Source organism: Novosphingobium sp. BL-A-28-Hi1-0D, from assembly GCF_055521755.1.
The window spans coordinates 136,487-159,219 of the sequence record NZ_CM145502.1 but is presented as its reverse complement, the minus strand read 5'-3'; the positions used below and the strand labels follow the sequence as shown (position 1 = coordinate 159,219).

Annotated in this window: 22 protein-coding genes and 1 tRNA gene; 9 read left to right on the top strand and 14 right to left on the bottom strand. The window is 62.6% G+C overall.

Annotated features, from left to right (window positions below):
* Positions 1–14: 14 nt before the first annotated feature.
* Positions 15–395 carry a heat shock protein HspQ gene (hspQ, locus tag ACZ1JW_RS00745; protein ID WP_144901742.1) on the bottom strand — a complete coding sequence of 127 codons (381 nt, stop codon included), beginning with the start codon at positions 393–395 and terminating at the stop codon, positions 15–17.
* A 187-nt stretch (positions 396–582) separates the two neighbouring features.
* Between hspQ and ACZ1JW_RS00740 the strand changes: the two genes are divergently transcribed.
* A tRNA-Ser gene (locus tag ACZ1JW_RS00740) sits at positions 583–672 on the top strand.
* A 344-nt stretch (positions 673–1,016) separates the two neighbouring features.
* Positions 1,017–1,571 carry a helix-turn-helix domain-containing protein gene (locus ACZ1JW_RS00735; RefSeq protein ID WP_465141613.1) on the top strand — a complete coding sequence of 185 codons (555 nt, stop codon included), beginning with the start codon at positions 1,017–1,019 and terminating at the stop codon, positions 1,569–1,571.
* On the opposite strand, the gene ACZ1JW_RS00730 is transcribed toward ACZ1JW_RS00735, so the two are convergent.
* Positions 1,516–2,406 carry an SDR family NAD(P)-dependent oxidoreductase gene (locus ACZ1JW_RS00730; RefSeq protein ID WP_465141612.1) on the bottom strand — a complete coding sequence of 297 codons (891 nt, stop codon included), beginning with the start codon at positions 2,404–2,406 and terminating at the stop codon, positions 1,516–1,518. The genes ACZ1JW_RS00735 and ACZ1JW_RS00730 overlap by 56 nt on opposite strands.
* Positions 2,407–2,501: 95 nt before the next feature.
* Between ACZ1JW_RS00730 and ACZ1JW_RS00725 the strand changes: the two genes are divergently transcribed.
* The gene (locus ACZ1JW_RS00725; protein WP_465141611.1) at positions 2,502–3,131 is read left to right on the top strand and encodes a TetR/AcrR family transcriptional regulator; all 630 of its coding nucleotides are present in this window, start codon (positions 2,502–2,504) and stop codon (positions 3,129–3,131) included.
* Here ACZ1JW_RS00725 and ACZ1JW_RS00720 read toward each other — a convergent pair.
* The 3 genes from ACZ1JW_RS00720 to ACZ1JW_RS00710 all read right to left on the bottom strand — a co-directional run bounded on the left by ACZ1JW_RS00720 (position 3,128) and on the right by ACZ1JW_RS00710 (position 6,295).
* On the bottom strand, positions 3,128–3,532 hold the full coding sequence (locus ACZ1JW_RS00720) for a DUF6632 domain-containing protein (protein WP_465141610.1): 405 nt from the start codon (positions 3,530–3,532) through the stop codon (positions 3,128–3,130). The two genes, ACZ1JW_RS00725 and ACZ1JW_RS00720, sit on opposite strands and share 4 nt — an antisense overlap.
* Positions 3,533–3,935: 403 nt before the next feature.
* Positions 3,936–4,766: a 23S rRNA (adenine(2030)-N(6))-methyltransferase RlmJ gene (locus ACZ1JW_RS00715; RefSeq protein ID WP_465141609.1), complete on the bottom strand. Its 831-nt coding sequence runs from the start codon at positions 4,764–4,766 to the stop codon at positions 3,936–3,938.
* Between the two features lie 155 nt (positions 4,767–4,921).
* Positions 4,922–6,295: an alginate export family protein gene (locus ACZ1JW_RS00710; protein WP_465141608.1), complete on the bottom strand. Its 1,374-nt coding sequence runs from the start codon at positions 6,293–6,295 to the stop codon at positions 4,922–4,924.
* 282 nt (positions 6,296–6,577) lie between these two features.
* Here ACZ1JW_RS00710 and ACZ1JW_RS00705 point away from each other — a divergent pair, with 282 nt between their 5' ends.
* Positions 6,578–8,536, top strand: coding sequence for a TonB-dependent receptor domain-containing protein (locus ACZ1JW_RS00705; RefSeq protein ID WP_465125316.1), 1,959 nt, complete (start codon positions 6,578–6,580; stop codon positions 8,534–8,536).
* Here the strand turns inward: ACZ1JW_RS00705 and ACZ1JW_RS00700 are convergent.
* Positions 8,531–9,016: a hypothetical protein gene (locus tag ACZ1JW_RS00700; protein WP_465141607.1), complete on the bottom strand. Its 486-nt coding sequence runs from the start codon at positions 9,014–9,016 to the stop codon at positions 8,531–8,533. The genes ACZ1JW_RS00705 and ACZ1JW_RS00700 overlap by 6 nt on opposite strands.
* A gap of 366 nt (positions 9,017–9,382) precedes the next feature.
* Between ACZ1JW_RS00700 and ACZ1JW_RS00695 the strand changes: the two genes are divergently transcribed.
* The 3 genes from ACZ1JW_RS00695 to ACZ1JW_RS00685 are packed head-to-tail and all read left to right on the top strand — an operon-like array spanning position 9,383 to position 11,978.
* Entirely contained in the window at positions 9,383–10,429 is a 1,047-nt protein-coding gene (locus ACZ1JW_RS00695) for a LysR substrate-binding domain-containing protein (protein WP_465141606.1), read from the top strand.
* Between the two features lie 11 nt (positions 10,430–10,440).
* Entirely contained in the window at positions 10,441–11,670 is a 1,230-nt protein-coding gene (gene sorA, locus ACZ1JW_RS00690) for a SorA family sulfite dehydrogenase catalytic subunit (RefSeq protein WP_465141605.1), read from the top strand.
* On the top strand, positions 11,667–11,978 hold the full coding sequence (locus ACZ1JW_RS00685) for a cytochrome C (protein ID WP_465125320.1): 312 nt from the start codon (positions 11,667–11,669) through the stop codon (positions 11,976–11,978). Before sorA ends, ACZ1JW_RS00685 begins: the two co-directional genes overlap by 4 nt.
* Before the next feature lie 69 nt (positions 11,979–12,047).
* On the opposite strand, the gene ACZ1JW_RS00680 is transcribed toward ACZ1JW_RS00685, so the two are convergent.
* From ACZ1JW_RS00680 to ACZ1JW_RS00645, 8 genes are all read right to left on the bottom strand, one after another.
* Positions 12,048–13,025 carry a hypothetical protein gene (locus tag ACZ1JW_RS00680; protein WP_465141604.1) on the bottom strand — a complete coding sequence of 326 codons (978 nt, stop codon included), beginning with the start codon at positions 13,023–13,025 and terminating at the stop codon, positions 12,048–12,050.
* A complete protein-coding gene (locus ACZ1JW_RS00675; RefSeq protein WP_465141603.1) occupies positions 13,025–13,825 on the bottom strand; it encodes a hypothetical protein in 801 nt (266 codons plus the stop codon). Before ACZ1JW_RS00675 ends, ACZ1JW_RS00680 begins: the two co-directional genes overlap by 1 nt.
* Before the next feature lies 1 nt (position 13,826).
* Positions 13,827–14,249: a DUF6152 family protein gene (locus ACZ1JW_RS00670; RefSeq protein WP_465141602.1), complete on the bottom strand. Its 423-nt coding sequence runs from the start codon at positions 14,247–14,249 to the stop codon at positions 13,827–13,829.
* 14 nt (positions 14,250–14,263) lie between these two features.
* Positions 14,264–16,681, bottom strand: a complete 2,418-nt coding sequence (locus ACZ1JW_RS00665; protein WP_465141601.1) for a TonB-dependent receptor — start codon at positions 16,679–16,681, stop codon at positions 14,264–14,266.
* 32 nt (positions 16,682–16,713) lie between these two features.
* Positions 16,714–18,045 (bottom strand): SMP-30/gluconolactonase/LRE family protein, encoded by a 1,332-nt coding sequence (locus tag ACZ1JW_RS00660; RefSeq protein ID WP_465141600.1) that lies wholly within the window; start codon positions 18,043–18,045, stop codon positions 16,714–16,716.
* 179 nt (positions 18,046–18,224) lie between these two features.
* Complete coding sequence (locus tag ACZ1JW_RS00655; RefSeq protein WP_465141599.1) at positions 18,225–19,043, bottom strand: DUF6644 family protein; 819 nt, start codon at positions 19,041–19,043, stop codon at positions 18,225–18,227.
* Positions 19,040–19,690: a DUF6644 family protein gene (locus tag ACZ1JW_RS00650; protein ID WP_465141598.1), complete on the bottom strand. Its 651-nt coding sequence runs from the start codon at positions 19,688–19,690 to the stop codon at positions 19,040–19,042. Before ACZ1JW_RS00650 ends, ACZ1JW_RS00655 begins: the two co-directional genes overlap by 4 nt.
* Before the next feature lie 127 nt (positions 19,691–19,817).
* Positions 19,818–20,201, bottom strand: coding sequence for a reverse transcriptase-like protein (locus tag ACZ1JW_RS00645; protein ID WP_465125328.1), 384 nt, complete (start codon positions 20,199–20,201; stop codon positions 19,818–19,820).
* Positions 20,202–20,330: 129 nt separating this feature from the next.
* Here ACZ1JW_RS00645 and ACZ1JW_RS00640 point away from each other — a divergent pair, with 129 nt between their 5' ends.
* Both ACZ1JW_RS00640 and ACZ1JW_RS00635 read left to right on the top strand, forming a co-directional pair.
* Positions 20,331–21,620, top strand: a complete 1,290-nt coding sequence (locus ACZ1JW_RS00640; RefSeq protein ID WP_465141597.1) for a cystathionine gamma-synthase family protein — start codon at positions 20,331–20,333, stop codon at positions 21,618–21,620.
* Positions 21,621–21,868: 248 nt separating this feature from the next.
* A complete protein-coding gene (locus ACZ1JW_RS00635; protein ID WP_465142813.1) occupies positions 21,869–22,681 on the top strand; it encodes a ferredoxin--NADP reductase in 813 nt (270 codons plus the stop codon).
* Positions 22,682–22,733 lie beyond the last annotated feature (52 nt).

Sequence of the window (22,733 nt, the reverse complement as noted above, 5' to 3'; positions counted from 1 at the left end):
TTGCCCCCGCCGGTTCAGTGCGAGAGGCTGCGGCGCAGGCGGTAGCGCCCGTTGCGGAAGCCTTCGAACATCTCGTCAAGCGAGGGATGCTCGACCGGGCCTGCTTCGGCATCGGCCTGAAGGTTCTGCTGGCTGACGTAGGCGACGTAGCTGCTCTCGTCGTTCTCGGCGAGGAGGTGATAGAACGGCTGTTCGCGCAAGGGTCGGATGTCTTCGGGGATCGACTCGTACCATTCCTCGCTGTTGGCGAAGACAGGGTCGATGTCGAAAACGACGCCGCGAAAGCCGAACACGCGATGGCGCACGACATCGCCTATAGAAAAACGAGCCGTTGAAACGGGGGGGGCCGAAATGTCGCGTCCGGCCTGAGGCGAATAGAAGCTCGCACGGTCCATGGCTGCCGATATAGGGCTTCGCTGCAGCGCAAACAAGCGCGGAGCGAAGAAAGACGGCGGGTGGCCGGATGGGGACGCGGACAGGGATGCGGCGGGGCATCTTTTCCGCTTGGCAAGCCCGCCACCATGCGCTAACGGCGCGCTTCCTCGACCGGGAACGCCCTTGCGGCACCCTCATTGGCACCATGGAGAGGTGGCAGAGTGGTCGAATGCGCCGCACTCGAAATGCGGTGTACGGGTAACCGTACCGTGGGTTCGAATCCCACCCTCTCCGCCATTTGATAAATAGGGCCCAAATACAAACTCGGTTAGAGGTCTCAGTTTTCTAAAAAATGGCTAATTTCCAATGGTTTCGGCCGATTTTTGGTTGGTTCCAGTCGAGAGCCTGACAACCATTTGATCATTCGAAAAAACGCGAATTCGAATGCCTACCATTGTGATCCTTGCGAACCACAAAATGCACCTTCAGAACGAAACGTCGCAAATCCGCCATTTTTGAGCCCCAAAAAGCTCTCCACTGAATTGTGCTCGGTACGGTTTCTGAGCTGGCTGTCATTGTCGCCAGCCTGCAGCCCAAGTGTGCGCCATTGACGCAGTTTGGCGTCGAACTTAGCCAGCCCCATGACAAAGAGAAAAAGCGCCCTTGATGGGCTGAAGGTAACCGTGACTTATGTCGGCTCTGGCAACAGCGCTGGTAGACAATCCCGAGTTAAAGTCCCGCCGGTAAATGTCGCCGCTCTTCGAGCAAAAACCGGATTATCCCAGTTGGAGTTCGCCCAGAGCATCGGGGTGCCCAAAGGCACTTTACTCAATTGGGAACAGGGCCGCCGTGAACCGACCGGGCTCGCGCAAGTCCTGTTGGCGATCCTCTCAAAGAAGCCCTCGCTGGTGAAGGACCTCTTCGCCAACCGGCATGTCTATCAGCCGCAACCGGATCGGGCTTGGTCTCCCGGAGGTCCTCATCCTGATGATATGACACCGGAGGAACGCATAGCCGAGATTTGCGAGATACTGGGCAATGGGTTGGCAAGGCTCAGCGCCAAAATGGAGCAAGCCGCCGAACAGGTGAATACGTCTCCATCAAGCTGTCCAAACTTGCAGCGCGGCAGGGTAACGAACTTTAAAAACGAGCCAAGAAATCAAGAGATTCATCAACGACCCGTTGCCCAAAACTAGCATCTCTTACGTTCGGCGCGACCAACCGAGAAGGGCGGCCGTTAAAATCGTAGATGCTTCCCGTATGTCGATCATCTGCGCGGAGAATATCCAAAGCAGCTTTGGCTGATTTTTTTGGTGTACTTGTGTCTGGCAGAATTGGAACCAACACCCTTAGCAGTGTAGCCCAAGCCAATCTCGCTACTGCCGGTCCAGATCGTAGCAGCCCAGTCCCTGGCATCATTCCAGGATCGAGATTAACAAAGTCTACGTCTGGAAATCTCCGGGCCAGCTCAACCGTTGACGCCATTGAGAGAAGTTTGCTCGTGGCATAGCGATCCATACCATCCTGAGGCCCGGACCGCCCAAAGATCGATGCGCCGGCCGCTAGTTCGCTAATCGAAGAAAACTTTCCGCCCCTAAAACCGAACGCCCGAGCCATTGGATTGTGTGGATTATGTGTTCCGCTGCCGATGCCCATGACAGTTCCGCCAGACAGATGTGGCAGCATCAAGTGCGATAGATGTAAAGGCCCGAGGTGATTAACGGCGATCGTCTCTTCGATCCCTTCTCGAGTAAATGTGGCCGGCCCAGATATCTGCAGTCCGGCATTATTAATCAAAACGTCGAGTTTTCCTGACCACGCTCGAGAGAATTCCGATATCTCGTCCATCTCGCCCACGTCCAACTGGACAATTTGCGGTGGCCGACGAAATTCAGCAGCCAAGTCCATCATGCTGTCTGGATTGCGGACCGCCAAAATGAGGTCCGCATCCAGTTGACGGTCACAAATGCGTGCGATTTCAAGACCAAGGCCGCGAGATGCTCCCGTTATCAAAATGCGTTTGGAAATCATCGCTCGGGCCTTTCACTGAAGCTGGCGGCAGGACTATCTAGACATTGTAAAGTTTACACTGAATAGATTTCAGAGTATCCCTCGTCAACCTCGTTATGCCCCGATCATCCTATCATCATGGAGAACTGAAGGCCGCCCTGTTGCAGGCGGCGATAAAGCGCCTGGAAACGCAAGGGGCGTCCAGCCTTAGTTTGCGCAGCCTGGCGCGCGATGCCGGTGTCAGTCCAATGGCGCCTTACCATCATTACGGCAATCATGACGGGCTGATCGCAGCAATCGCTGCCGAGGGTTTTATCCGGCTACAGCAGCGCAAAATGGCGGCGTTGGCCTCAGCCTCATCCAATCAAACGGCCGATGAACGCCTTTGTAAAGGCGGTTGTGCCTATGTGAGCTTTGTGCTCGACAACCCCAATTTATATCGCCTCATGGGGAGTGTCCCCGTTGCCTCTAGGTCCAAATACCCCGAGCTGGAAGCAGCTGCGAAAGCGCCTGCGGCCTCTTTAAATGAATTGGTTGAGACGCGGTTCGGAGAAGCACTCTCGATTGAGGCCAAGGCTGAATACGCTCATACAATTTGGGCTCTAGTTCACGGGATCGGCCTGCTCGCAATCGATGGACGACTAACTAGGGCTCAAGCCTTGGTGCTAGCAGACAGGGGCATAAAAGGACTGCTGCAAGGCTGGGACTTAGAGTCAACGAAATCTAGTTGCACCTCGTCAATTTAACCATGGTCGAAATTCTCTTCGTCCAATAGCTCGTGTTTCCTCAAACGCCACAGAGGTAGGGCCAGTGCTGCCCCGCCAGCTAATATCCAGACATCTCCAAATAAATGTCCCATGTGCATTGGGTGCGTGATCGCGTGGGCAAGCATTACAACGCCGTGTGTGATACTTGAAAATACAATGAACCAGAGGAAACTTAAGTGTCGAAGTGGGTCGCGAATGGCACGGAGCGCACTTAATCCGATGGCAAAATAGATGGAAACAATCATCTGATCGTAAATTGGGTTGTACGGTTGCCACCGCCATCCCCCGAACGGATCAAAGAAAACAAGCGCTGGAATGCCGATTATTCCCATAAATGCCCAAGAAGCAACGGCACGACGAAGGATGGCTAGATTCTTCATTGGCTCGATCATAGGTCTACAGCTCGAAGAGTCTATCGCCAAGGCTTTCAGGGAGGGGCAAGGCTGAAAAGCTGCGGAGTCATTCGACATAATGGCCTTTGGCGCTACCGTCCCGATAAGATGGCGATATCGAGATAGGCATGTGATGGTTGGCGCTGGTATTAGAAAATTGGCCAAATCCCAGGAAAACCAAGGGTTCCGATGTGAGAGAACTTCGGATTGGGGTCCCGCATCCTCCGCCAGCCATCCAACGCAACGATAGGGTTCCCGACTGTTCGCCGTGCCGAACGCTGCGTCTATCGTCGATCAATGTGCACTAGCATAATCCCCGCGTTGCGCGCCGATGTGGGCACGCGGCCAGAATCAGCTTTGTCCCGGCCAGCCAGACGGAGAGGAATTCTCCTCAATCGCTCAACCAACCATTTGTAATCTCGCCCTTGTGGCCCTCGGGCATCAAGGCGGCACGCAGGGCTTCCAGCAGTGGCGGCAGCGCCTGGGTGAATGCGTAGGGCGGATTGACGATGAACAGGCCCGCGCCGTTGTAGATGCCGGTTTGATCGCTGTCGTAGAGCCAATGCTCCACACACAGCATCTTCGGGATGCCGAGCTTGCGCAACTGCTCCTTCCACCGCGAATGCGTGGTGCGGTCTTTCAGGGGATACCAGATCACCGTCACGCCATGCGCCCATTTGCGATATGCGGTGGCAAGGGTGGTTGTGATACGCGCGCGTTCGTCCGTCTGCTCGTACGGAGGGTCGACCAGTACCACGCCGCGAGGCGTTCGGGGCGGCACCATGGCCAGCCAGAGCTCGTAGGCGTCGCGCTCGTGCACGGCAGCGGACGTGCCGCGCATCACGCCGCGCAGCCTCTGGACGTCTTTAGGATGTTTCTCATTCAGGATGAGCAAATCCTGAGGGCGCAGAAGCTGCGCCAGTATCTGCGGCGAGCCGGGATAGAACTGGCATTTGCCCCCGACATTCAACGCGTGGACGGCGGTGCGATAGTCGTCAAGCAAGCGGTTCGGGTGGTCCAATGCCCGCAGCACGCCCTGAGTAGCCTCGCCCGTGCGTATGGCATCTTCGCCGCCAAGGTCATAAAGCCCGCAACCGGCGTGTGTGTCGATGAAAGTGAGTGGGCCGGGTTTGTGCTGCAAGGCCTGCACAAGGGCAATCAGCAGGCTGTGCTTGACGACATCGGCGCTATTGCCGGCATGAAAGGAGTGGCGGTAATTCATCGTGCTTCAAGAATCCTGACGATCTGCCTTCATATGAGCTGCTGGGCGGGAAACCCGGGCGCGAGGCGATCGAAGTAGAAAACCCGGTGCTCGCCCGCGATGGTTCGGTTCGTTCCAGAGCGACCGGCTGGCAATAGCGGCAGCAGGACCAATTTTCAAAACGTCGCGATGATGGCCGTGCTGACGTAAGTCGTGTCGGACGTACGCGGGGCATTCGGGGCACTTGTCAGGAACCGGCCTTTGGCCAGCCAGAAGGCGTTGATCTCGCCGCGCAGGAAGGATGGGATGAGCCAATAGCGGGCACGTCCTTCCAGCTGATGTCCGGCAAAGCGGCCGGACTTGCCGGAGGCGTCGCGCACTCCCGTGGAAGCGAAGCTGTCGGTCTTTTCGGCAAGCCACATCGGGCGGTAGGAGACGAAGGCATCAAGCCGCTTGCCCGGCGCCACTTCGGCGCGAACGCCGGGGCTGTCGATGTTGCTGCGACCGATGGCCGCGAGCACGCCGGCAGGACTGAAATCCGCGCGGCGCATGCCGAACAGCGTATCGAACCGGCCATAGGACCGGCCGGGACCATCGCCGCTCGCGCGGTCATACTCGATCGAAAGGCGCAGGCGGGCAGGGCCGGGGAAGGTGTATCCGGCATCGGCGTGGATGAACCAGGCATCGACGTCGAGCGTGCGTGCGCCGGGGCGCGTCGTCTCGCTGATGTCGCCAAACTGCCATGCGCCCTCGATCTCGAAATCGCCCTTTCCCGCCTTTGGTTCGCGGATCAGGCGGGCAGCTATCGTATGCAGGTCCCGGTCGCGCGTGGCGCGCGTCGGGCTGTCACGTTCCTGCAGGCGGACATAGGATGCTTCCGTAGTTGCCCCGAACACCGTCTTCGGCCGCCAGACGAGGCCGCCCCACAGGCGCAGGTCGAAGCTTTCCTTGTCCAGCCCGTACCGGTTGGCCAGAACCGAGGCCTGGTCGTCAGGCTTGCGGATCTGGGGCAGCGTGTAGATCAGCGTGGCACTTGTGCCGTCGCGCGTCTTCAGGTCGGCGCGCAGGCCGGTGTAGCCGTTGGTCGTGTTGCGATAATCATCTGCGGCAATGAGGCGGCGCGAGCCGAGGTTGAGGACGAAGCGCCCGGCTTCGAGCGTGACCTTGGTGCCCTTTGATGGAGCCAGATCGACGGCGACATAACCCTGGACGAATTCAAGCGTGTTGACGTCATTGGCGCTGACCGAGCTGCCGGGCCTGCCGAGCCATGCACGGCTGTCGAACATTTCAGCCCCGATCCGCAGGTGTGGTGCGGCCTTGTACTCCACCGCTATGGTCGAGCGCAGCGCGATCTGCCGGTCAGTTGGCGGAAGGTTCACGCGTGCCTGCCCCGTCAGGGTCTCGTAGCGCAGGCGGACCGAACCGGTGACCGTCACGTTTTCCGGATTGCCGAGCAGCGACTGGAGGCGCGGCGCTTCGGCGCGGGCCTGGGCCGAGAAGGCGAGGAGAACGGGAAGCGCGAACGGCACTGCGCGGGAAAAAGGCTTCAAGGCATGCTCCATCACGGCCTTGCGACCGTGCAATGAAGCAACGCTTGGGCGCACGCTGCGCTTGACCGGGAGGTTGCACGGCCCCGGTGATCCGGGCTGATGCAATATTGCTGAACCGAAAACAAGCATGTCCAGCCGCCCATAGCGGCAATTCCCGCAACCCTTTGCGACATTATGGAACAAGGATGTGGCGAAGCGTTCGTTCTCCGGCCATCTCTCCGTTCCTAACGCGCGTGGCGCAGCTTGGCTAAGCGCTCAAACTGCGGGGCCTGAGGGGGCGGGATGCAGGGAAAACGAGGCACTTACCGGAGCAACGACAGTCTGGGGCTCGTCCTCGCGTCGATGGTGGTCAGTGCTGCCCTTTCTGGAGAGGCCCGGGCTCAGCGCGTCGACGACAACGTCATCACCAACGCAAACGACGCGTTCGGCCAGTCGGTCGGGAACGAGCGGGTGGGGCTCTACGGTACCGACGACGTGCGCGGCTTCAACCCGGTCGATGCCGGCAATGCGCGGATCGAGGGGCTCTACTTCGCCCCGGTCGACCGCCTGCCCAACCGCCTGACGCGCGGCAGCCGCGTACGCGTCGGCATTGCCGCGCAGGGCTACCCGTTCCCCGCGCCGACCGGCATCGTCGACTTCGAGCTTTCGGCTTCGGGCGATGCGGACCAGTTCACCGTTGGGCTGGAACGGGCGCAGTTCGGCTCGTTGCTGGGCAGCGTGGATGCCAATTTCGCCTTGGCCGGTGACCTGCGCGCCTACCTTGGCGGGACTGTCCGGCGGCAGAACCGCCACGAGGGTGGCAACTTCAAGTCGTGGATCGCATCGGGCGGGCTGGCATGGAAGCCCTATCAGGGTGCGAGTGTGATCGCCTTCTGGGGCCGCACCCGCACTTATGACGACGAAGCGGCGCCCGCGCTGTTCCCCGGCGGAGACTACCTGCCGCCGCAGATCAAGCGCCGCGAGATGATCGGCCAGAGCTGGAGCGACCGCGACAACGCCCATGAGATATACGGCGCGCTGGCCAAGCTCCCGGTGGGCGATTGGCGCATCGAAGCCGGGCTGTTCCGCGCCGAGCGGCGCGTCGATGCGAATTTCACCGACATCTTCGCCAACCTGCGGCCCGATGGTGCCGTTGCCAACCGGGTCATGGTCGTCGATGGCAACAACCGCGATCTGACGGTTTCGGGCGAGGCGCGGGTGGTGCGCACCTTCGCCGACGGACCGCTGGCCCACCGGCTGACCTTCAGCTTTCGCGGGCGGACCGGCGACCGCCGGTTTGGCGGGGTACAGCGCATTTCGCTCGGCCCCAGCAGCCTGAACTTCGCTGACGAGCGGCCGAAGCCGGCGATTGCGCTCGGCGTGGATGACACAGACGATTCCTCGCAAGGCACGCTGGGTCTGTCCTATTCGCTGACGCAGCCCGGCCGCTTCCTGGTTGACGCGGCGATTGCCGGATCGCGCTACAGCAAGACGATCCGCTTCGTCAGCGCGGGGCTGATCACCTCCAACCGCGACCGGCCCGTTACCGGCAGTCTGACCGCAAGCTATACGATCAGTCCGTCACTGTCGCTTTATGGCGGGCATGTACGCGGATTCGAGGAAGTGTCCGTCGCGCCGCAGAATGCCACCAATCGCGGCGCGGTGCCGCCGGCAATCCGCACCCGCCAGACCGACCTTGGCTTGCGCTATGCCGTCACGAAGAACCTCAGCCTCGTGGCAGGCGTGTTCGAGATCAGCAAGCCCTACTACAATCTCGACGATCAGCTGCTCTATCGTGATCTGGGCTCGTCTTCGAACCGAGGCGTGGAGATGTCGTTGACCGGAACGCTGCGCCCCGGTCTTTCGGTGGTGCTGGGCAATGTCCTGATCGATTCGCGCATCAGCGGCGAACTGGTGAACGAGGGCCGGATCGGTGCGCGCCCGGTCGGCACGATCCGCCGCCGCTCGATCGCCAACGTCGACTGGCGGTTCAACGAGGGCAGGAGCCCGCTGTCCTTCGATCTTGCCTTCGAAAGCCTCTCGGCGCGCGTCGGCAATCCTTCCAACAGCCTCTACGCCCCACCGCGAGAGATGCTCGATCTGGGGATGCGCTATCGCTTCTCGGTCGGGTCGACCCGCGGCCTGCTGCGGTTGCAGCTGGCCAACGTGTTCGACGACTATGGCTGGCAGGTCTCGTCGAACGGTGCATTCCTCTATTCGGCGGGCCGACGCCTGCTTGCGGAATTGCGTTTCGATTTATGACACCGGAACAGGAGGGGGTGCTTCCTCGAGAGCCGGGGCGAAAGCCCAGTGGCAGGACACGCAGCGTGCGTTGATCGCCTCCCCGGCTGCAGTAAGGCCAGCAAGATCCTTGCGCTCGGCGGCCTGCGCACTTGCTGTAGCGGCAGCTTCCAGATCGCCCGCAAGCTTGTCCCAGCGCGGGTCTTCCTGTCGGTAGGGCGCGCCGCGCAGCACGACGGCAAGCTGACGCAGCGTCAGTGCATCACTTTCCGCATCTTCCCACTCCTCGTCCGTCTTGGGCGCACCTGAATGCTCACCGGTCTCATCAATCGTGACGGCAGTCCACCCCCACAGCTGATAGGCGTTGCGCTGCATCACATGGCCCATCAGCTCGGGCAACGGCATTGGTTCGGGAGCAGCGCCTTGCGCGCGCAGAGCGGTCGATGCGATGGCGCCGCTCGCAAGGCTGGCTGCCAGGAGAAGAATGGTACGGTGTTTCACAGGTGTCCTCATGTGCGGAGCCAAATGCATCTCCGCACGCCCCTGGGCAGGCCTTACTGCTATGGGCAGCGGTAACTAAGGCACGGTTTCTCATATGCTCATGCCTTGCTGTTGCAAGCTGTAGCCAAGCAGGATTTGTGCTTTCGATAGAACATTTTGTCGGTTCAAACTGGTGCCAGACAAGGTGAAATACACGCCCCCGCTTGTGAATCGCGGAAATCTCTACTAAAGAGGTAGAGACGGCTGCTACCCTGCGCAGGATGCTTCGCCAAAGCGAGCGAGGGGAACGCGCATCATGCCGATTTCACACGATACCCGCGTCTCGTCTCATGCCGGTCGGCCAAGTGTCGGGCAGCGGAGGCGGACATGAACTTCCAGCAACTGCGCTATATTCGCGCGGCGGTGAAGAACGACCTCAACCTGACCAAGGTTGCGAACGAGTTGTTCACCTCGCAATCGGGCGTGAGCAAGCAGATCCGCGAACTGGAGCAGGAACTGCGCGTCGACATCTTCGTGCGCCGGGGCAAGCGGCTGGTTGGCCTTACCCCCGCCGGGGAGAACGCCGCCCGCGTGATCGACCGGTTGCTGCAGGAGGCGGACAACCTCAAGCGCCTGTCGGACCAGTTCGCGCAGGCCGACAAGGGCCGCCTGATCATTGCAGCCACGCACAATCAGGCCAACTACGTCCTGCCGCGCCTGCTGCTGCAGTTCGGGCAACTTTTCCCGAAAGTGGAGGTCGAACTGCTGCAGGGCAGTCCGAGTTTTGTGGTCGATGCGCTGGTGCGCGGCGAGGCGGACATCGGCGTGGCGACCGAGGCGGTGGACGGCAATCCCCATCTGGAGACGCATCCCTGCTTCACCTGGCGGCACGTGGCGATCGCGCCGAAGGGACACCCCTTGCTGGCATTGGAAGCCCCCACGCTGGCAGACATCGCGCGCTATCCGATCATCACCTACAATGCGGAGTTCTCCGGCGGTTCGCGGGTGCTAGAGGCTTTCGAGCAAGCCGGAGTTGAAGTCGACCTGCGCCTGCGGGCCATGGATGCGGATGTGATCAAGACTTATGTCCGCCTCGGCGCGGGCGTCGGCATCGTTGCGCAGATGGCGGTTGAGGGCGGAACTGACGGCGAGTTGCGGGTGGTTACCGGCTCCGATGAGCTCTTTGGCACAGGCACGACCAAGATCGCGCTGCAGAAGGGCACCTTGCTGCGCAACTATGCCTACCAGTTCGTCGCGATGCTCGCCCCGCATCTCGATGCCGATGTGTTGAGCGGCAAGAAGCGCGCATCAGGACTTTCGCAGGTGCCCGAAATTGCGCCATTTACCGATCGTCACGATCTTCACGTGCCCGGAGGGGCGGGGGCGGCTCCATTCGCCATTCCCGCATCTGCCGTGCCGCAACTGCACCACTGACTGGACGATTGATGAAAGATCTGACGATGAAGGATCTGACCGTGAACGGTGTTGGACGCCGCGATTTCCTCACCGCAACCGGTCTTGCGCTCGCTGCTGTTCCAGCCGCGGGCCTCGCGCGGTCGGTAGAACTGCCCTTCGGCAATGGCGCGCGCCCGCTCGTGCGCTTTCCGCAGAAGCGCGAGATGATCCTGCTTACGACGCGCCCGCCGCAGCTGGAAACGCCGTTCGAGGTGTTCAACCAGGGGCTGATCACGCCGAACGACGCCTTTTTCGTGCGCTATCACATCTCGGGCTTGCCCGACGTGATCGACCCGGCGACGTTCCGTCTGAAAATCGGTGGCCACGTCGGCAAGCCGCTCGAACTCTCCCTCGCCAGCCTGAAGCGCGATTTCCCGGTGCAGGAAATCGTCGCGGTAAACCAGTGCTCGGGCAACAGCCGTGGCTTTGTCGAGCCGCGCGTTGGTGGCGGGCAACTTGGCAACGGTGCGATGGGCAATGCGCGCTGGCGCGGGGTGTCGCTCAAGGCCCTGCTCGACAAGGCAGACGTGCGCGAAGGCGCGCGGCAGGTTACGTTCAATGGCCTCGACAATCCGCCGCTCGACGGCATCCCCGATTTCGTCAAGGCGCTCGACCTCGATCATGCCCGCGATGGCGAAGTGATGGTGGCGTTCCAGATGAACGGGCAGGACTTGCCGTTCCTCAACGGCTATCCGCTGCGCCTGATCGTGCCGGGGCATTACGGCACCTACTGGGTCAAGCATCTGAACGAGATCAACGTGGTCGATGCCCAGTTCGACGGTTACTGGATGAAGACCGCCTATCGCGTGCCCGACAACGACTGCAATTGCCTGATCCCCGGCCAGAAGCCGGACAAGACCAGGCCGATCGGCCGGTTCAACGTGCGCTCGTTCGTGACCAGCCATGCCGATGGCGCAAAGGTCGCGGCAGGGCGGACGGTCGAGCTTCGTGGCATTGCCTTTGCGGGCGGATCGAACATCGCGCGTGTGCTGGTTTCGGCCGATGGTGGGCAGACCTGGCAGGAAGCGCGGCTGGGCGAGGATCTCGGGCGCTATTCGTTCCGCGAATGGCGGCTGGGCCTTGTCCTGCAGAAGGGCGCGCACGCGATCAGGGTCCGCGCGCAGACAGTGGATGGCGAGACGCAGCCGCTCGAACAGCGCTGGCAGCCTGCGGGCTACATGCGCAACGTGGTGGAAACGTTGAAGCTGGAGGCCGCATGATGCGCCGCGCACCGATTATTCTCGTGGGCGCTGCGGCGCTGCTGTCCACGGCAATTGCCGCAAAGCCGGTGACGTTCTCAGCTCCGGCAGAGAGCACCCCGGCAGAACTGGCCGATGCTGAAGGCGAGGTGGTGGTCAACGCCTGTTCGACCTGTCACTCGCTCGAATACATCGTGACCCAGCCTCGCGGGAAGGGCGCTCAGTTCTGGAAGGACTCGGTGGTCAAGATGATCAACGTCTACAAGGCCCCGGTCGAGCCTGCTGAGGCCGACGCGGTGGCGGCGGTGCTGGCGAAGAAGTTCGGCTGAGCCAAAAGCTAAACGCAAAAGGGGCGGGGCGCATATCGCACCCCGCCCCTTTTCATGCTGGTCGGGCGATCAGCGGTCGATAACCGCCTCGTCCGAAGGCACGCCAACCGCGCCGCCGCCGAACGGACCGTTGTTCTCGGCGCAGATGCGTTCGTAGTGCTCGTATTGCAGCGGCTTGCCCGGGGCGTTGACCGGCTTGACGTCGAAGTGCCAGCCATCGGGCTTGTCCGCCACCGTGTAGCGTCGCGCCGGGATCGTGGCTGTCCAAGGCTGCGAGTAGACCGTGGGATCGGTGAAGGTCGCCACGTAGTTGAAGCGCTTGCCATCGGCATCGAACACGAAGCGTTCGGCCACGGTCGCGTTCTCGCTCATGAAATCGCCATAGCGGCCGAACAGCGCCTTGCCGTTGTTGTTGCGCGTGTCGACGACCAGCGTGTTGCCTTCCCAGTGGCCGCGCGAATCCCCGTTCCACAGCTTGATCTCGGGCGAGAGATGCGGCGATCCGTCAAGCCGGATGATCCGCGTGCCGGAATCGAACAGGAACACGACGTATCCGGGATACTGCCGCACTTCATAGCCATGCCACATGAACGACTTGGGCACGCCCGCAGGGGCGCAGCGCGCCAGCGGTTCGATGTAGCGGGGCTTGATCGGGTTGGGGAAGTTCTTGGCAAAGTCCTCCTGCAGCGCACGGGCGGCGGGGAGGTAGGGGATCTGCCCGTCCCCCGGATCGGACACACGGCTCGGCGCGCGCTGGTCACGCGGGAGCTTGGCCGCTGCCGAAGGTTCGCCCGGAGGCCCGGCCTGCGGATCGGTGAAGTTGCTGTGGTTCGAGATCGTGTTCGACCAGAACCCGCTGACATCGGGCTGCCCATCGGCCAGCCGCGCGCCAGTCCACTCTGCCGAGACGATGGTAGGCACTTCCTTCTGCCAGCGGATTCCCGGAGCAGTCGGTTGTGGGGCGGGGGTAGCTTCCTGAGCCGAAGCCACGGGCGCGACCCCGGCGAGCAGCAGCGCTGCGGCGGCGCAAACGGTCTTGCGGTTCATCACTTGCCGTCCTTGTGCGGATAGAACTGCTCGTATTCGAGCGCGTAGCAGTAGTCCTCGATCAGCTGGAAACCCTTGTCGCGGCGGCGATGGAGGAGGACATTGATCGTCCATGGCTTCGTGTAGATGCCCGGCTCGTCGAGCGTGGCGCTGTAGGAAATCGTGTTGGGATCGACGAAAGTCCAGCGCTCCACCACGTGCAGGTCCGGCCCGTGGAAGTTGCCCGCACGGTCGAGCCAGGTCTCCTCGTTGAAGTCCGCCACGTCGACGACGAGCGTATCGCCTTCCCAGTGGCCCCGGCTGTCGCCCAGCCAGAATTCCTGATGCTTCTCCTCCGGATGGTCCGAACCATCTGTGCGGATGGTGCGCACCTGGTTGCCGAACTGGTGGACCAGCGTCAGGTCCTGCGCGCGCTGGAACACCTGGAACGGCGCCGGGTAATAGACCCCGCGCGGCACGCCCAGCACCCAGCACTTTAGGCGCGGATCGTCCTTGGCGCGGGCGGCGAAGTTGGCCTTGCGCCGTTCGAGCGCCTCGGGCGTGTAGGGGATCTTCCCCCCTTCGACCACACCCGGCCCCGGCGGCGCGTCGCGACGGCCGGCATGGGGTTCGAGATCGTAATCGGCCTCGCCCAGTACCTGCCAGATGCCGGAGAAATCGGGCTTGCCATCGGCCTGACGCGGGATCGCGGGCGCGGCAGGGGCGGCGGCCACTGCCGGTTTGGCAGGTGCCGCCCCGGCAAGCGCAGGCATAGAAAGTGCGGTCGATGCCGCCAGCAGGATCGCTGCCTTACGGATCATCTCACTTCCCCACGGGCGGCGGCGGCGCGTCCGGCGCACTGCCGGTCTGCACCTTGCGGCCACCGGGCAGGACCACGGTGGTGGCATAGCCGAACGGCCCGCCATTCTTGGCCTTGTACCCGGCCAGGCGGATCGGCACGCCGGCATGGACATTGTCGCGCGTGATGTTGCTGGCGCGCAGCGAGGTCGGCGTGCCGAACTCGAAGCCCCAGTTGGTCACCGACCCGTCCTTGTTCTTGACGTCAAGGTAGATCCAGCTGTGCGGATTGACGAAGCGCACCTTGGTCACCACGCCATCGATCACCAGCGGCTTGCTGGAATCGAACTCGGCGGCGAACGCGTGGTGGGCAAGGCTGGCGGCTGGCAGGGCAACCAGCTCTGCCAGCGCCGCAGCCCCTGCGATCAGAAGCGACTTGCGGTTCATCTCTCTGGCCTCCTTCAGTATTTCACGCGCAGCAGCGCGCCCACGTAGCGGCGGGGGCCGATACCGTCGTAGCCGACCGGGGCGGTGTTGCTGAAATCGTTGACGCTGGTGGTGTACTGCGTGTCGAACAGGTTCTTGGCGACGATGCTGAACTCGGTCTCGACCCCGTTCAGCTCCTTCGACACGCCGATCCCGGCGTCGGTCAGATGGTAGCCCTTCTGGAAGCCATAGGGCGAAAGCAGCTGCTCCAGATTGTGCGACGAACGCCAGGTGTCGTTGGCGAACAGGCGCAGGGTGAAGCCGCTGTCACCGATCGGCTGGTCATAGTTGAAGCCGAGGATCACGTTCCACTTCGGCGCGCCGACGACCTGCTTGCCGGTGTTGTTGCAGACCGGAATCGAGGACGGCACGTTGCGCGGGCAGGTTGCCGTCGACCAGTCGGTATAGACTGCGTCGTTGTAGGCCCCGCCGAAGTTGAACGAGAGCGCATCGCTGACCCGCAGGTGCCCGTCCACTTCCACGCCGCGCGCGCGCAGGCCCGGGATGTTGCCAAGCCGCGAGCTGAAGCCGCTGGGCGAGGCCGCATCGGCAAAGCTCGTGACGTTCTGATAATCGCGAACCTTCGTGTGATAGAGGTTCACGTTGAGCTGCAACGCTTTGTCGAAGAATGCACCCTTCACACCCAGTTCGAAGTCCGTGGTGCGCTCGGGCAGGATGTTTGCGCGGGTTCCGTCGTTAAGGAACGCCACCGCGCCCGACTTGCCGCCACCGCTGGCCGAGGCATAGAGCAGCACGTCGTCCGCCAGCTTGTAGTTCGGGTTGATCAGCCACGAGACCGAGCCATCGCGGATCGGCGTGCCGAGCAGGTCGGTGTATGCGGCACCAAGCTGAGTGTTGCGGATAGCGTCCGCCGTGGCGTTGCCCGTCGAAACCAGGGCACGGCCATCGACGAAAGTCGCGCCGCGCGTGGTGATGCTTTCCTTCTGTTCCCAGGTGTAGCGCAGGCCGCCGGTCACGGTCAGCCGGTCGGTCAGCTTCCAGTCGACCTGTCCGAACACGGCCTGGCTCTTGGATACAGGGTTCTGGTAGGTCGTCGAAAACACGTTTTCGAGCGACGCGCGCAGGAAGGGCAGGTTCGCCGCCGTGTTCAGCGTGTTGTACTGGCCGTTCGTTGCATAGAACGCACCGGCATCCCGGCCAAACAGGTTGCGGCTGGTTGTGTCGGTATCGATCTTGAACAGGTAAAGCCCGGCCTGGAAATGCAGGGCGTCGGTGAGGTTGCCGCTGAAGCGCAGTTCCTGCGAGAGTTGCTCGGTGTCGACCAGCGTGCCGCCGCGCGCGATGGCAAAGCGGGTCTGCTCGCTGTCGTTCTTGGCATCGAAGTGCAGCTTGCGCCATGCCGAGATCGACTTGATCTGGATGGGGCCGACATCCCAGTCAGCTACCAGCGAAACGCCGCTGTTGCGGGTGATCAGCGGTTCGGCCTGATCCATGTCGATTGTCGTCAGAGAACCGATTATCGGGGTATAGCCGCCGAAGTAGCTGCGGGCGAGGCGGGTCGTGTAGGTCGTGCCGCGCACCGAACCATCGTCGAGCGTCCTGGGATCGATGGTGAAGGGCTTGGTGTTCGAGTTCTCGTTGGTTTCGGCGCTGTCGGCGTTGATCTTCACCGAGAAATTGTCGGCCGGCTTGAACAGCAGCTGCACGCGCCCGCCCCAGCGGTTGCGCTCATGCCAGCGCCCGCCGCGCGCAGGATTGACGTTGAGGATGTCGCCATCCTGCTTGTCGAGGAAGAACGAGGCGCGGAACGCTAGCACGTCCTCGATGATGCCGGCGGAGTAGGAACCGCGCGCCTTGAAGGCCTTGCGGGTGAAGCCCTTCTCCAGCTCCAGCGTGCCTTCGGGATCGAAGCTCGGCGCCTTGCTGGTGTACTTGATCACGCCGAGCGAGGTGTTCTTGCCAAGCAGAGTGCCCTGTGGCCCGCGGATGATTTCCACCTGCTGCAGGTCGGTAAAGTCCTGATAGGTCATGCCGACATGGCCGAGGAACACGTCGTCGACGATGGTGCCGACCGCGGCTTCCATGTTGTCGTTGCCGCTGGTCTTGCCGATGCCGCGCAGCGACACGCCGGTGCGGCGCGCGTTCGGTGTCGTCGCGGTCAGGCCCGGCGCACGCTGGGTCAGATCGGCGATGGTGAATACGCGCTGCTGGGCGATGGTCTCGCCGCTGAGCACGGTGATCGGGATCGGCACATCGTTGATGTCCTCCTCCCGGTTGCGGGCGGTGACGACGATGCCACCGGCATCGTCAAAGGCAGCAGCGTCCGCCGCGTCGACGGCAGCAGCGGGTGCTTCCTGCGCATAGGCGGTGGAAGCGGTCGAAAGGAGCAGCGCAGCAGTGAAGGCCTGCGCGCGCGTGGAGAGGATGCGCATGTGTGGGATTCCCTGAGATCGTTCTGTTCTGATTACTTGCCGGGGCGGTCGACGCCCTTGGTCAGCGTGGCGATGCGGTAGGCCGAACCACGGCCCACGGCGTAGAGGTGGGCGTGCTCCTTGCCGCCGAAGGCAAGGTTCTGCGGCTGCTTGGGCAGCTTGATCACGCCAAGCGGCTGGCCTTCGGCCGAGAACACCTCGATGCCGAGCGTGCTGGTCACGAAGACCCGGCCGTCCTTGTCGACGACAATGCCATCAGCCCCGCTGGTCGGGCCGGTCGTTGTGGTCTTGAATCCTGCAAGCTTGGCGAAATCGCGGCGCCCGGTCAGGCTGCCGTCGACGTTGACCGTCCAGGCAAGGACGTATTCGCCCTGCGTGTTGGCAACATAGACGGTCTTTTCGTCCTGGCTGAGCGCCACTCCGTTGGGGCGGCGGATATCGTCGGCGACGAGGTGAACCTTGCCCTTCCTGTCGAGCCAGTAGAACCCGGTCTTGGGCGGCGTGGCAGGAGCAGCCGCGCCGGGAGCGGGGTTTGCGCCGGGATCGGAGAAGTAGATGTTGCCGTTGCGAGCGAGCGCAAAGTCGTTCGGGCGGCCGAGCGGCTTGCCGTCAAACTTGCTCGCCAGCACCTTGGGCGTCGGCTGCAGCACGGCAATGCCCGAAGGCGCGGTCTGGACGGCGAGCAGTTCGCCCTTGGCCGAGAGCGCCAGCGCGTTGGCACCGCCGGTCTTCTCGAGGTAGGTCGAAACCGAGCCGTCGACGCCAAGCTTCACGATGCGGTCGGCGCGGTTTTCAGTGAACAGGATCGAACCATCGGCCAGCGCGATCGGCCCTTCGGTGCCCTCGAAACCTTCGCGGACCACTTCGACGCGGGTTCCGGCAGCGACCACGCCTGCAATCTCGGGCGTCACGATCTTCTGGCCGTAGAGGAAGCCACCTTCGGCAGCATAGTCCTCGACACCGACGGCACCAACCACGTTGAAGCCCTTGGCTGCGAGCAGGCCTGCTGCCTTCTGCGCGCGCCCGGCGTGGTTGGAGACCGTCACGATCTGGCGGTCACGCGGAATGTAGGAAAGGAAGCGATCGAGTTCGCTGATCTGGATGTTGAGGAACACCGGCAGCCCGCCGAGCTGGCTGATTTCGTCGGCGCGGCGCACGTCGATGAACACCACCTTGTCGGGTGTCGCCAGCAAGGCGTCGATCTTCGCCTTGTCGAGCTTGGGTGCAGCAGGGGCTTGCGCTGCGGGTGCGGCGGCCTGGGCGAGTGCGGGCTGCGTCGGCGCCATGGCTACGAGCGAAGCGCCGAGCGCGAGAAGCGTGACCGTGCCATGCTTGCGCGCAGCCTTGAAGTTTTCGATCGGCATTGTGACCCCCATCTGGAAATGAATTCGATGGGTGGCGCTTAATCATTCAACACATAGGCAAAAACAAACGAATCGGAATATGCTTATGCATCCAAAACTTCACTTTTCCGGAACGCAGAAAAGCCTCCTCTTCAAGTATATCTGAAGAATAGGCTCTATATTCTGCAATGATTTTTCTATCAGCTGAAGCCGATCCACCGCCCTGCTGCTGCCACCGTGATCCATGCCAGCGACGAGGACAGCGCCGCAACCTGGATTCGGCCAAGAACTGGTGCCGTGTTGCTCCGGTTCTCGAACCAGCCTGCCGCAATCGCCGCGCCCAGCGCGAGCACTACGGCAACGAGTCCCGGCAGCGCGCTGCCTTCAGGTGCAAACTCCAGCGATAGCAGCACCGCCAGTACCACCACGCCGCCCAGTGCTGCCAGATAGGCAACACGGTAACGGGCAAGGCTGGCGGCGAACAGCAAGAAGCCAGCGAAGGCCACGATCAGCGAGCCTGAGGAAAGTTCGCTCGTTGCGGTGAACAGCACCAGCGCGACCAGCCACAGCGTGCCCGCGGCAATAGCAAGGCCGAGCGGCTGCGGGCCGTCGGTGCCTGCATTCTCGCGCACCTGCCGCGAAACAGCGATGCTCAGCAGGATCGCGGCGACCAGCGCGATCATCTTCACGAAGAACGCGCCGCTTGGCAGCAGGGTGACGATCGTCGCCACGCCCATGTAGATGCCGGTGGCGATCGTGCCGACAATGCCGATGCGCAGCCACGGGCGGGTGGCAGCCTCGACCGTGGATGCAGGGACGTCCTTGAGGATTGCCCCGAGCAGGCGCAGGTTGAGCAGCAGCACCGCGCCGCCGAGAATGACCATAGACAGGAGGTGGGCGGTCTCGACGATGGCGAAAAGCCAGGTCGTCTGGTTCAGGTCCTTGATCCACCCGATCTGGGCAAAGCTGTCGAGCGGGGCCTGCAAAGGGGGCAGGGCATCGCGGAAGTTGACGCTCATTGTGCGATCTCCTCGTCAATCTTTTCAAGCGTCTGGTCATAGACCTCGCACTGCGCCACCGCGCCGACCAGCGGGCCGGGGTTCATGCACTTGGTCCAGTCGTAGGCCATGTAGCGGCCGGCGAAGATCACCACGAACCACAGCGCGATCGAGGTTGCCCCGGATACGCGCACCGGGCGCGGCGGCACCGGCGCTTCGTCCCATTGCGGGCGGTTGGCCTGGACGCGGTAATGAAACCAGAAGATGTTGATGGCCGCCACCACGAGGAAGCCGAGCTTCAGGCGGAAGGCAAAATTGTGCCAGTACTCCAGCGGATTGGAGAAGAACAGCAGGCTCCCCGTGACCAGCAGCACGGCAAATCCGCACACCGTCCAAGGCAACACCTGGTCGGCCACGCGCGATACCGGCACGTTGCGGAAGGCAACCCCAAGCAGCCGCAGGTCGACGAACAGGATCGTGCCGGCAAACAGCATCAGCGTGAGCACGTGCGTGCCCTCAAGCAGCATCCACAGCCGCTCGGACGACAGCAGTTGCGCGCTCCACGAGGTATCGGGAACGATCTTGCCGGTTGCGTCGAGTGTTGCGCCGAGCCGGTATTGCAGCTCTGCCAGCCAGTGCGAAATCATCGGTTTCCTCGTTCCATCCATCCGCTGCCGCAACCGCTGCTGAAGGGCGCACGCAAGCGTGCTGCAGCGGGTGGCAACGAGGCGAGGGTTACTGCGCTAGGGGGCCTGCCGGAACGATGCTTTGCTCATAACCTTGACACCGTCAGTGCTAACGGGCCGCTTGCCGTCTGGCTTCAAGAGCGATGCCCGCAAGGTTCTGTTCGCGCTTGATCCAGCGAATTCTGCGCGGGCGGCACTGCGCGGTGAGCGCAAGCAGGGCCTGCGTCCGGTCGCTTGTCGCCACACCGCTCGACAGCGCGGCATTGGCTTCGCGTACCGCTTCCAGCGAGTCACCCAGCAGATCGAAGTCCTGCAGTCCCAGATTGCGGGCGAGGTACAGGGCGCAGAGCAGGGCCTGCCATTCCGCCGAAGTGTTGGTCCCGCTGCCAAGGTCGTCGAAGTAGTGTCGGTCCCCGCGGATCACCACTGCGGCCTCGATCAGGCCGGGGTTGGGCCGACAGCCACCATCGAAGAATATCTTGAGCCCGCGCATCGCGCCAGACTAGCCGGTACTGCAAACGGGACGCAATCCTGCCGCATCGAACGGGGCTGAAACCTCCTGCTGCCAAGAACGTTTGCGCAATCAGAACGTGGGGTAAGCACCTGCGAGGAGGGCAATGCCATGAATGCACCGCGAGAGAGCAAGATCGCCATCGGGAGCCATGTGCTCCATCCCGAAACCCTGATGCTAAACTACGGCTACGACCCCTTGCTGTCCGAGGGTGCGGTCAAGCCGCCGGTGTTCCTGACTTCGACCTTCGTCTTCCCCACGGCCGAGGAAGGCCGTGACTTCTTCGATTATGTCGCCGGCCGCAAGGAGCCGCCGCCGGGGCAGGGCCGGGGTCTTGTCTATTCGCGCTTCAACCATCCCAACAGCGAGATCGTCGAGGATCGTCTGGCGGTTTACGAAGGCGCCGAGGCCGGCGTCGTCTTCTCGTCAGGCATGTCCGCCATCACCACCACGCTGCTCGCTTTCGTCCGGCCGGGCGAAGTAATCCTCCATTCGCAGCCGCTCTATGGCGGGACCGAGACGCTGCTGGCCCGCACTTTCGCCAATCTCGGCATCGGCGCCGAAGGCTTTGCCGACGGTCTCGACGAGGACGCGGTCATGGCCTCGGCGCCGCGGGCGATGGCGCGTGGGCCGGTGGGCATCGTGCTGATCGAGACGCCGGCCAATCCGACCAATGCGCTGGTCGACATCGCGATGCTGCGGCGGGTCTGCGAGGCTATCGGCCTTGAGCAGGAACGGCGGCCGCTGCTGGTCGTCGACAATACCCTGCTCGGCCCGGTCTATCAGCAGTCGCTGCGCCATGGTGCTGATATTTCAGTCTATTCCCTCACCAAATACGTCGGCGGTCATTCGGATCTGGTCGCCGGCGCTGCGCTCGGATCGGCGGCTCTGATGCGCGACGTGCGCCTGCTGCGCAGCGCCATCGGCACGCAGCTTGATGCGCATAGTTGCTGGATGCTTGGCCGATCGCTCGAGACCTTGGGTCTGCGGATGGAGCGCGCCAATGCCAACGCGGTCGCTGCGGCGCATTTTCTGGTGCAGCATTCGGGGGTAAAAAGCGTGGCTTCTCCGTTGTTTGCGCCTGAGGGATCGGTCGAGGCCGAGGTCTTTGCACGGCAGTGCGGGGGTGCCGGGTCGACGTTTTCGTTCGATATCGCCGGCGGGCAACCGGCAGCGTTCAAGTTTCTGAATGCGTTGCAGATTTTCAAGCTGGCCGTCAGCCTGGGCGGGACGGAATCGCTGGCGAGCCATCCTGCAACGACGACGCATTCGGGTGTCCCGCAGGACGTGCGCGAGCGCTTCGGCGTGCGCGATGCGACAGTGCGTCTTTCGATCGGGATCGAGCATCGCGATGATATCATTGCGGATTTGCGCCAGGCTCTGGAGGTGGCAGCCGGCTAGCAGCGATTTCCAACTCTACCCCAACTCTACCCCAACTCTCGCGAACTCTCGGGCAACTCTGCGAGGCAAAGGGGGAACCCGGGCAGGCAGACGGGGGGCAAACGGCAATTGACGACATAGCTGCGCCGCCTTCACTTGCCTGTCCCTAAGTTCATATGGCCAGTGCCCCGACAAAGGTGTTTCATGGGAGCATAAGGACACTGCAAACCGCAGGCCTGTTTCCCCTTTGACGGGATGCCCCTTCCATGATGAGCGACCGTAAAGCCGCGCTGGCTGCGCTTGGCCAGTCCAGTGCCCTTACCATCGAGACGGTGCAGTCGGTCCGACATTGGAACGAGCACCTGTTCAGCTTTTCGATCACCCGCCCGGCGTCTTTCCGCTTTCGTTCGGGCGAGTTCGTGATGGTTGGCCTGCCGCTTGAGGGCAGGCCCTTGCTGCGCGCCTATTCAATCGCCAGCCCGGCGTGGGCGGAGGAGCTTGAGTTCCTTTCGATCAAGGTGCCGGACGGTCCGCTGACATCGCACTTGCAGCATGTCGAGGTGGGCGATCCGATCCTGCTGGGGCGCAAGCCGACGGGGACGCTGGTGGCCGATGCCCTGACGCCGGGGCGGCGGCTATTCCTGTTTGCCACAGGGACCGGCCTTGCGCCGTTCCTGTCACTGATCCGCGATCCTGATATCTACGAGCGTTTCTCGCAAGTTGTCGTGGTCCATTGCGTGCGGCAGGTCTCGGACCTTGCCTTCCGTGAAGAGCTTGAAGGACATCTGGCGGGCGATCCGCTGGTGCAGGATCAGGCGCTGCTGCAGTTGATCTACGTGCCGACGGTGACCCGCGAGGCGTTCCACACGATGGGCAGGATCAACGATCTGGTCGAGAACGGCCGCCTGTTCGAAGGCCTCGAAGGCCCTGCCGCGCTCGACCCGGAGACCGACCGCGTGATGCTGTGCGGCAGCATGGCGATGATCAAGGGGCTGACCGGGATGCTAGAGGAGCGCGGCTTCGTCGAAGGCTCCAACAACCGCCCCGCCGATTTCGTGATCGAGCGCGCCTTCGTAGGATAGATCGCGCCGGTCCTGACCCGAAGCGCGAGGGATCCGGCGCTGCATGGTGCAG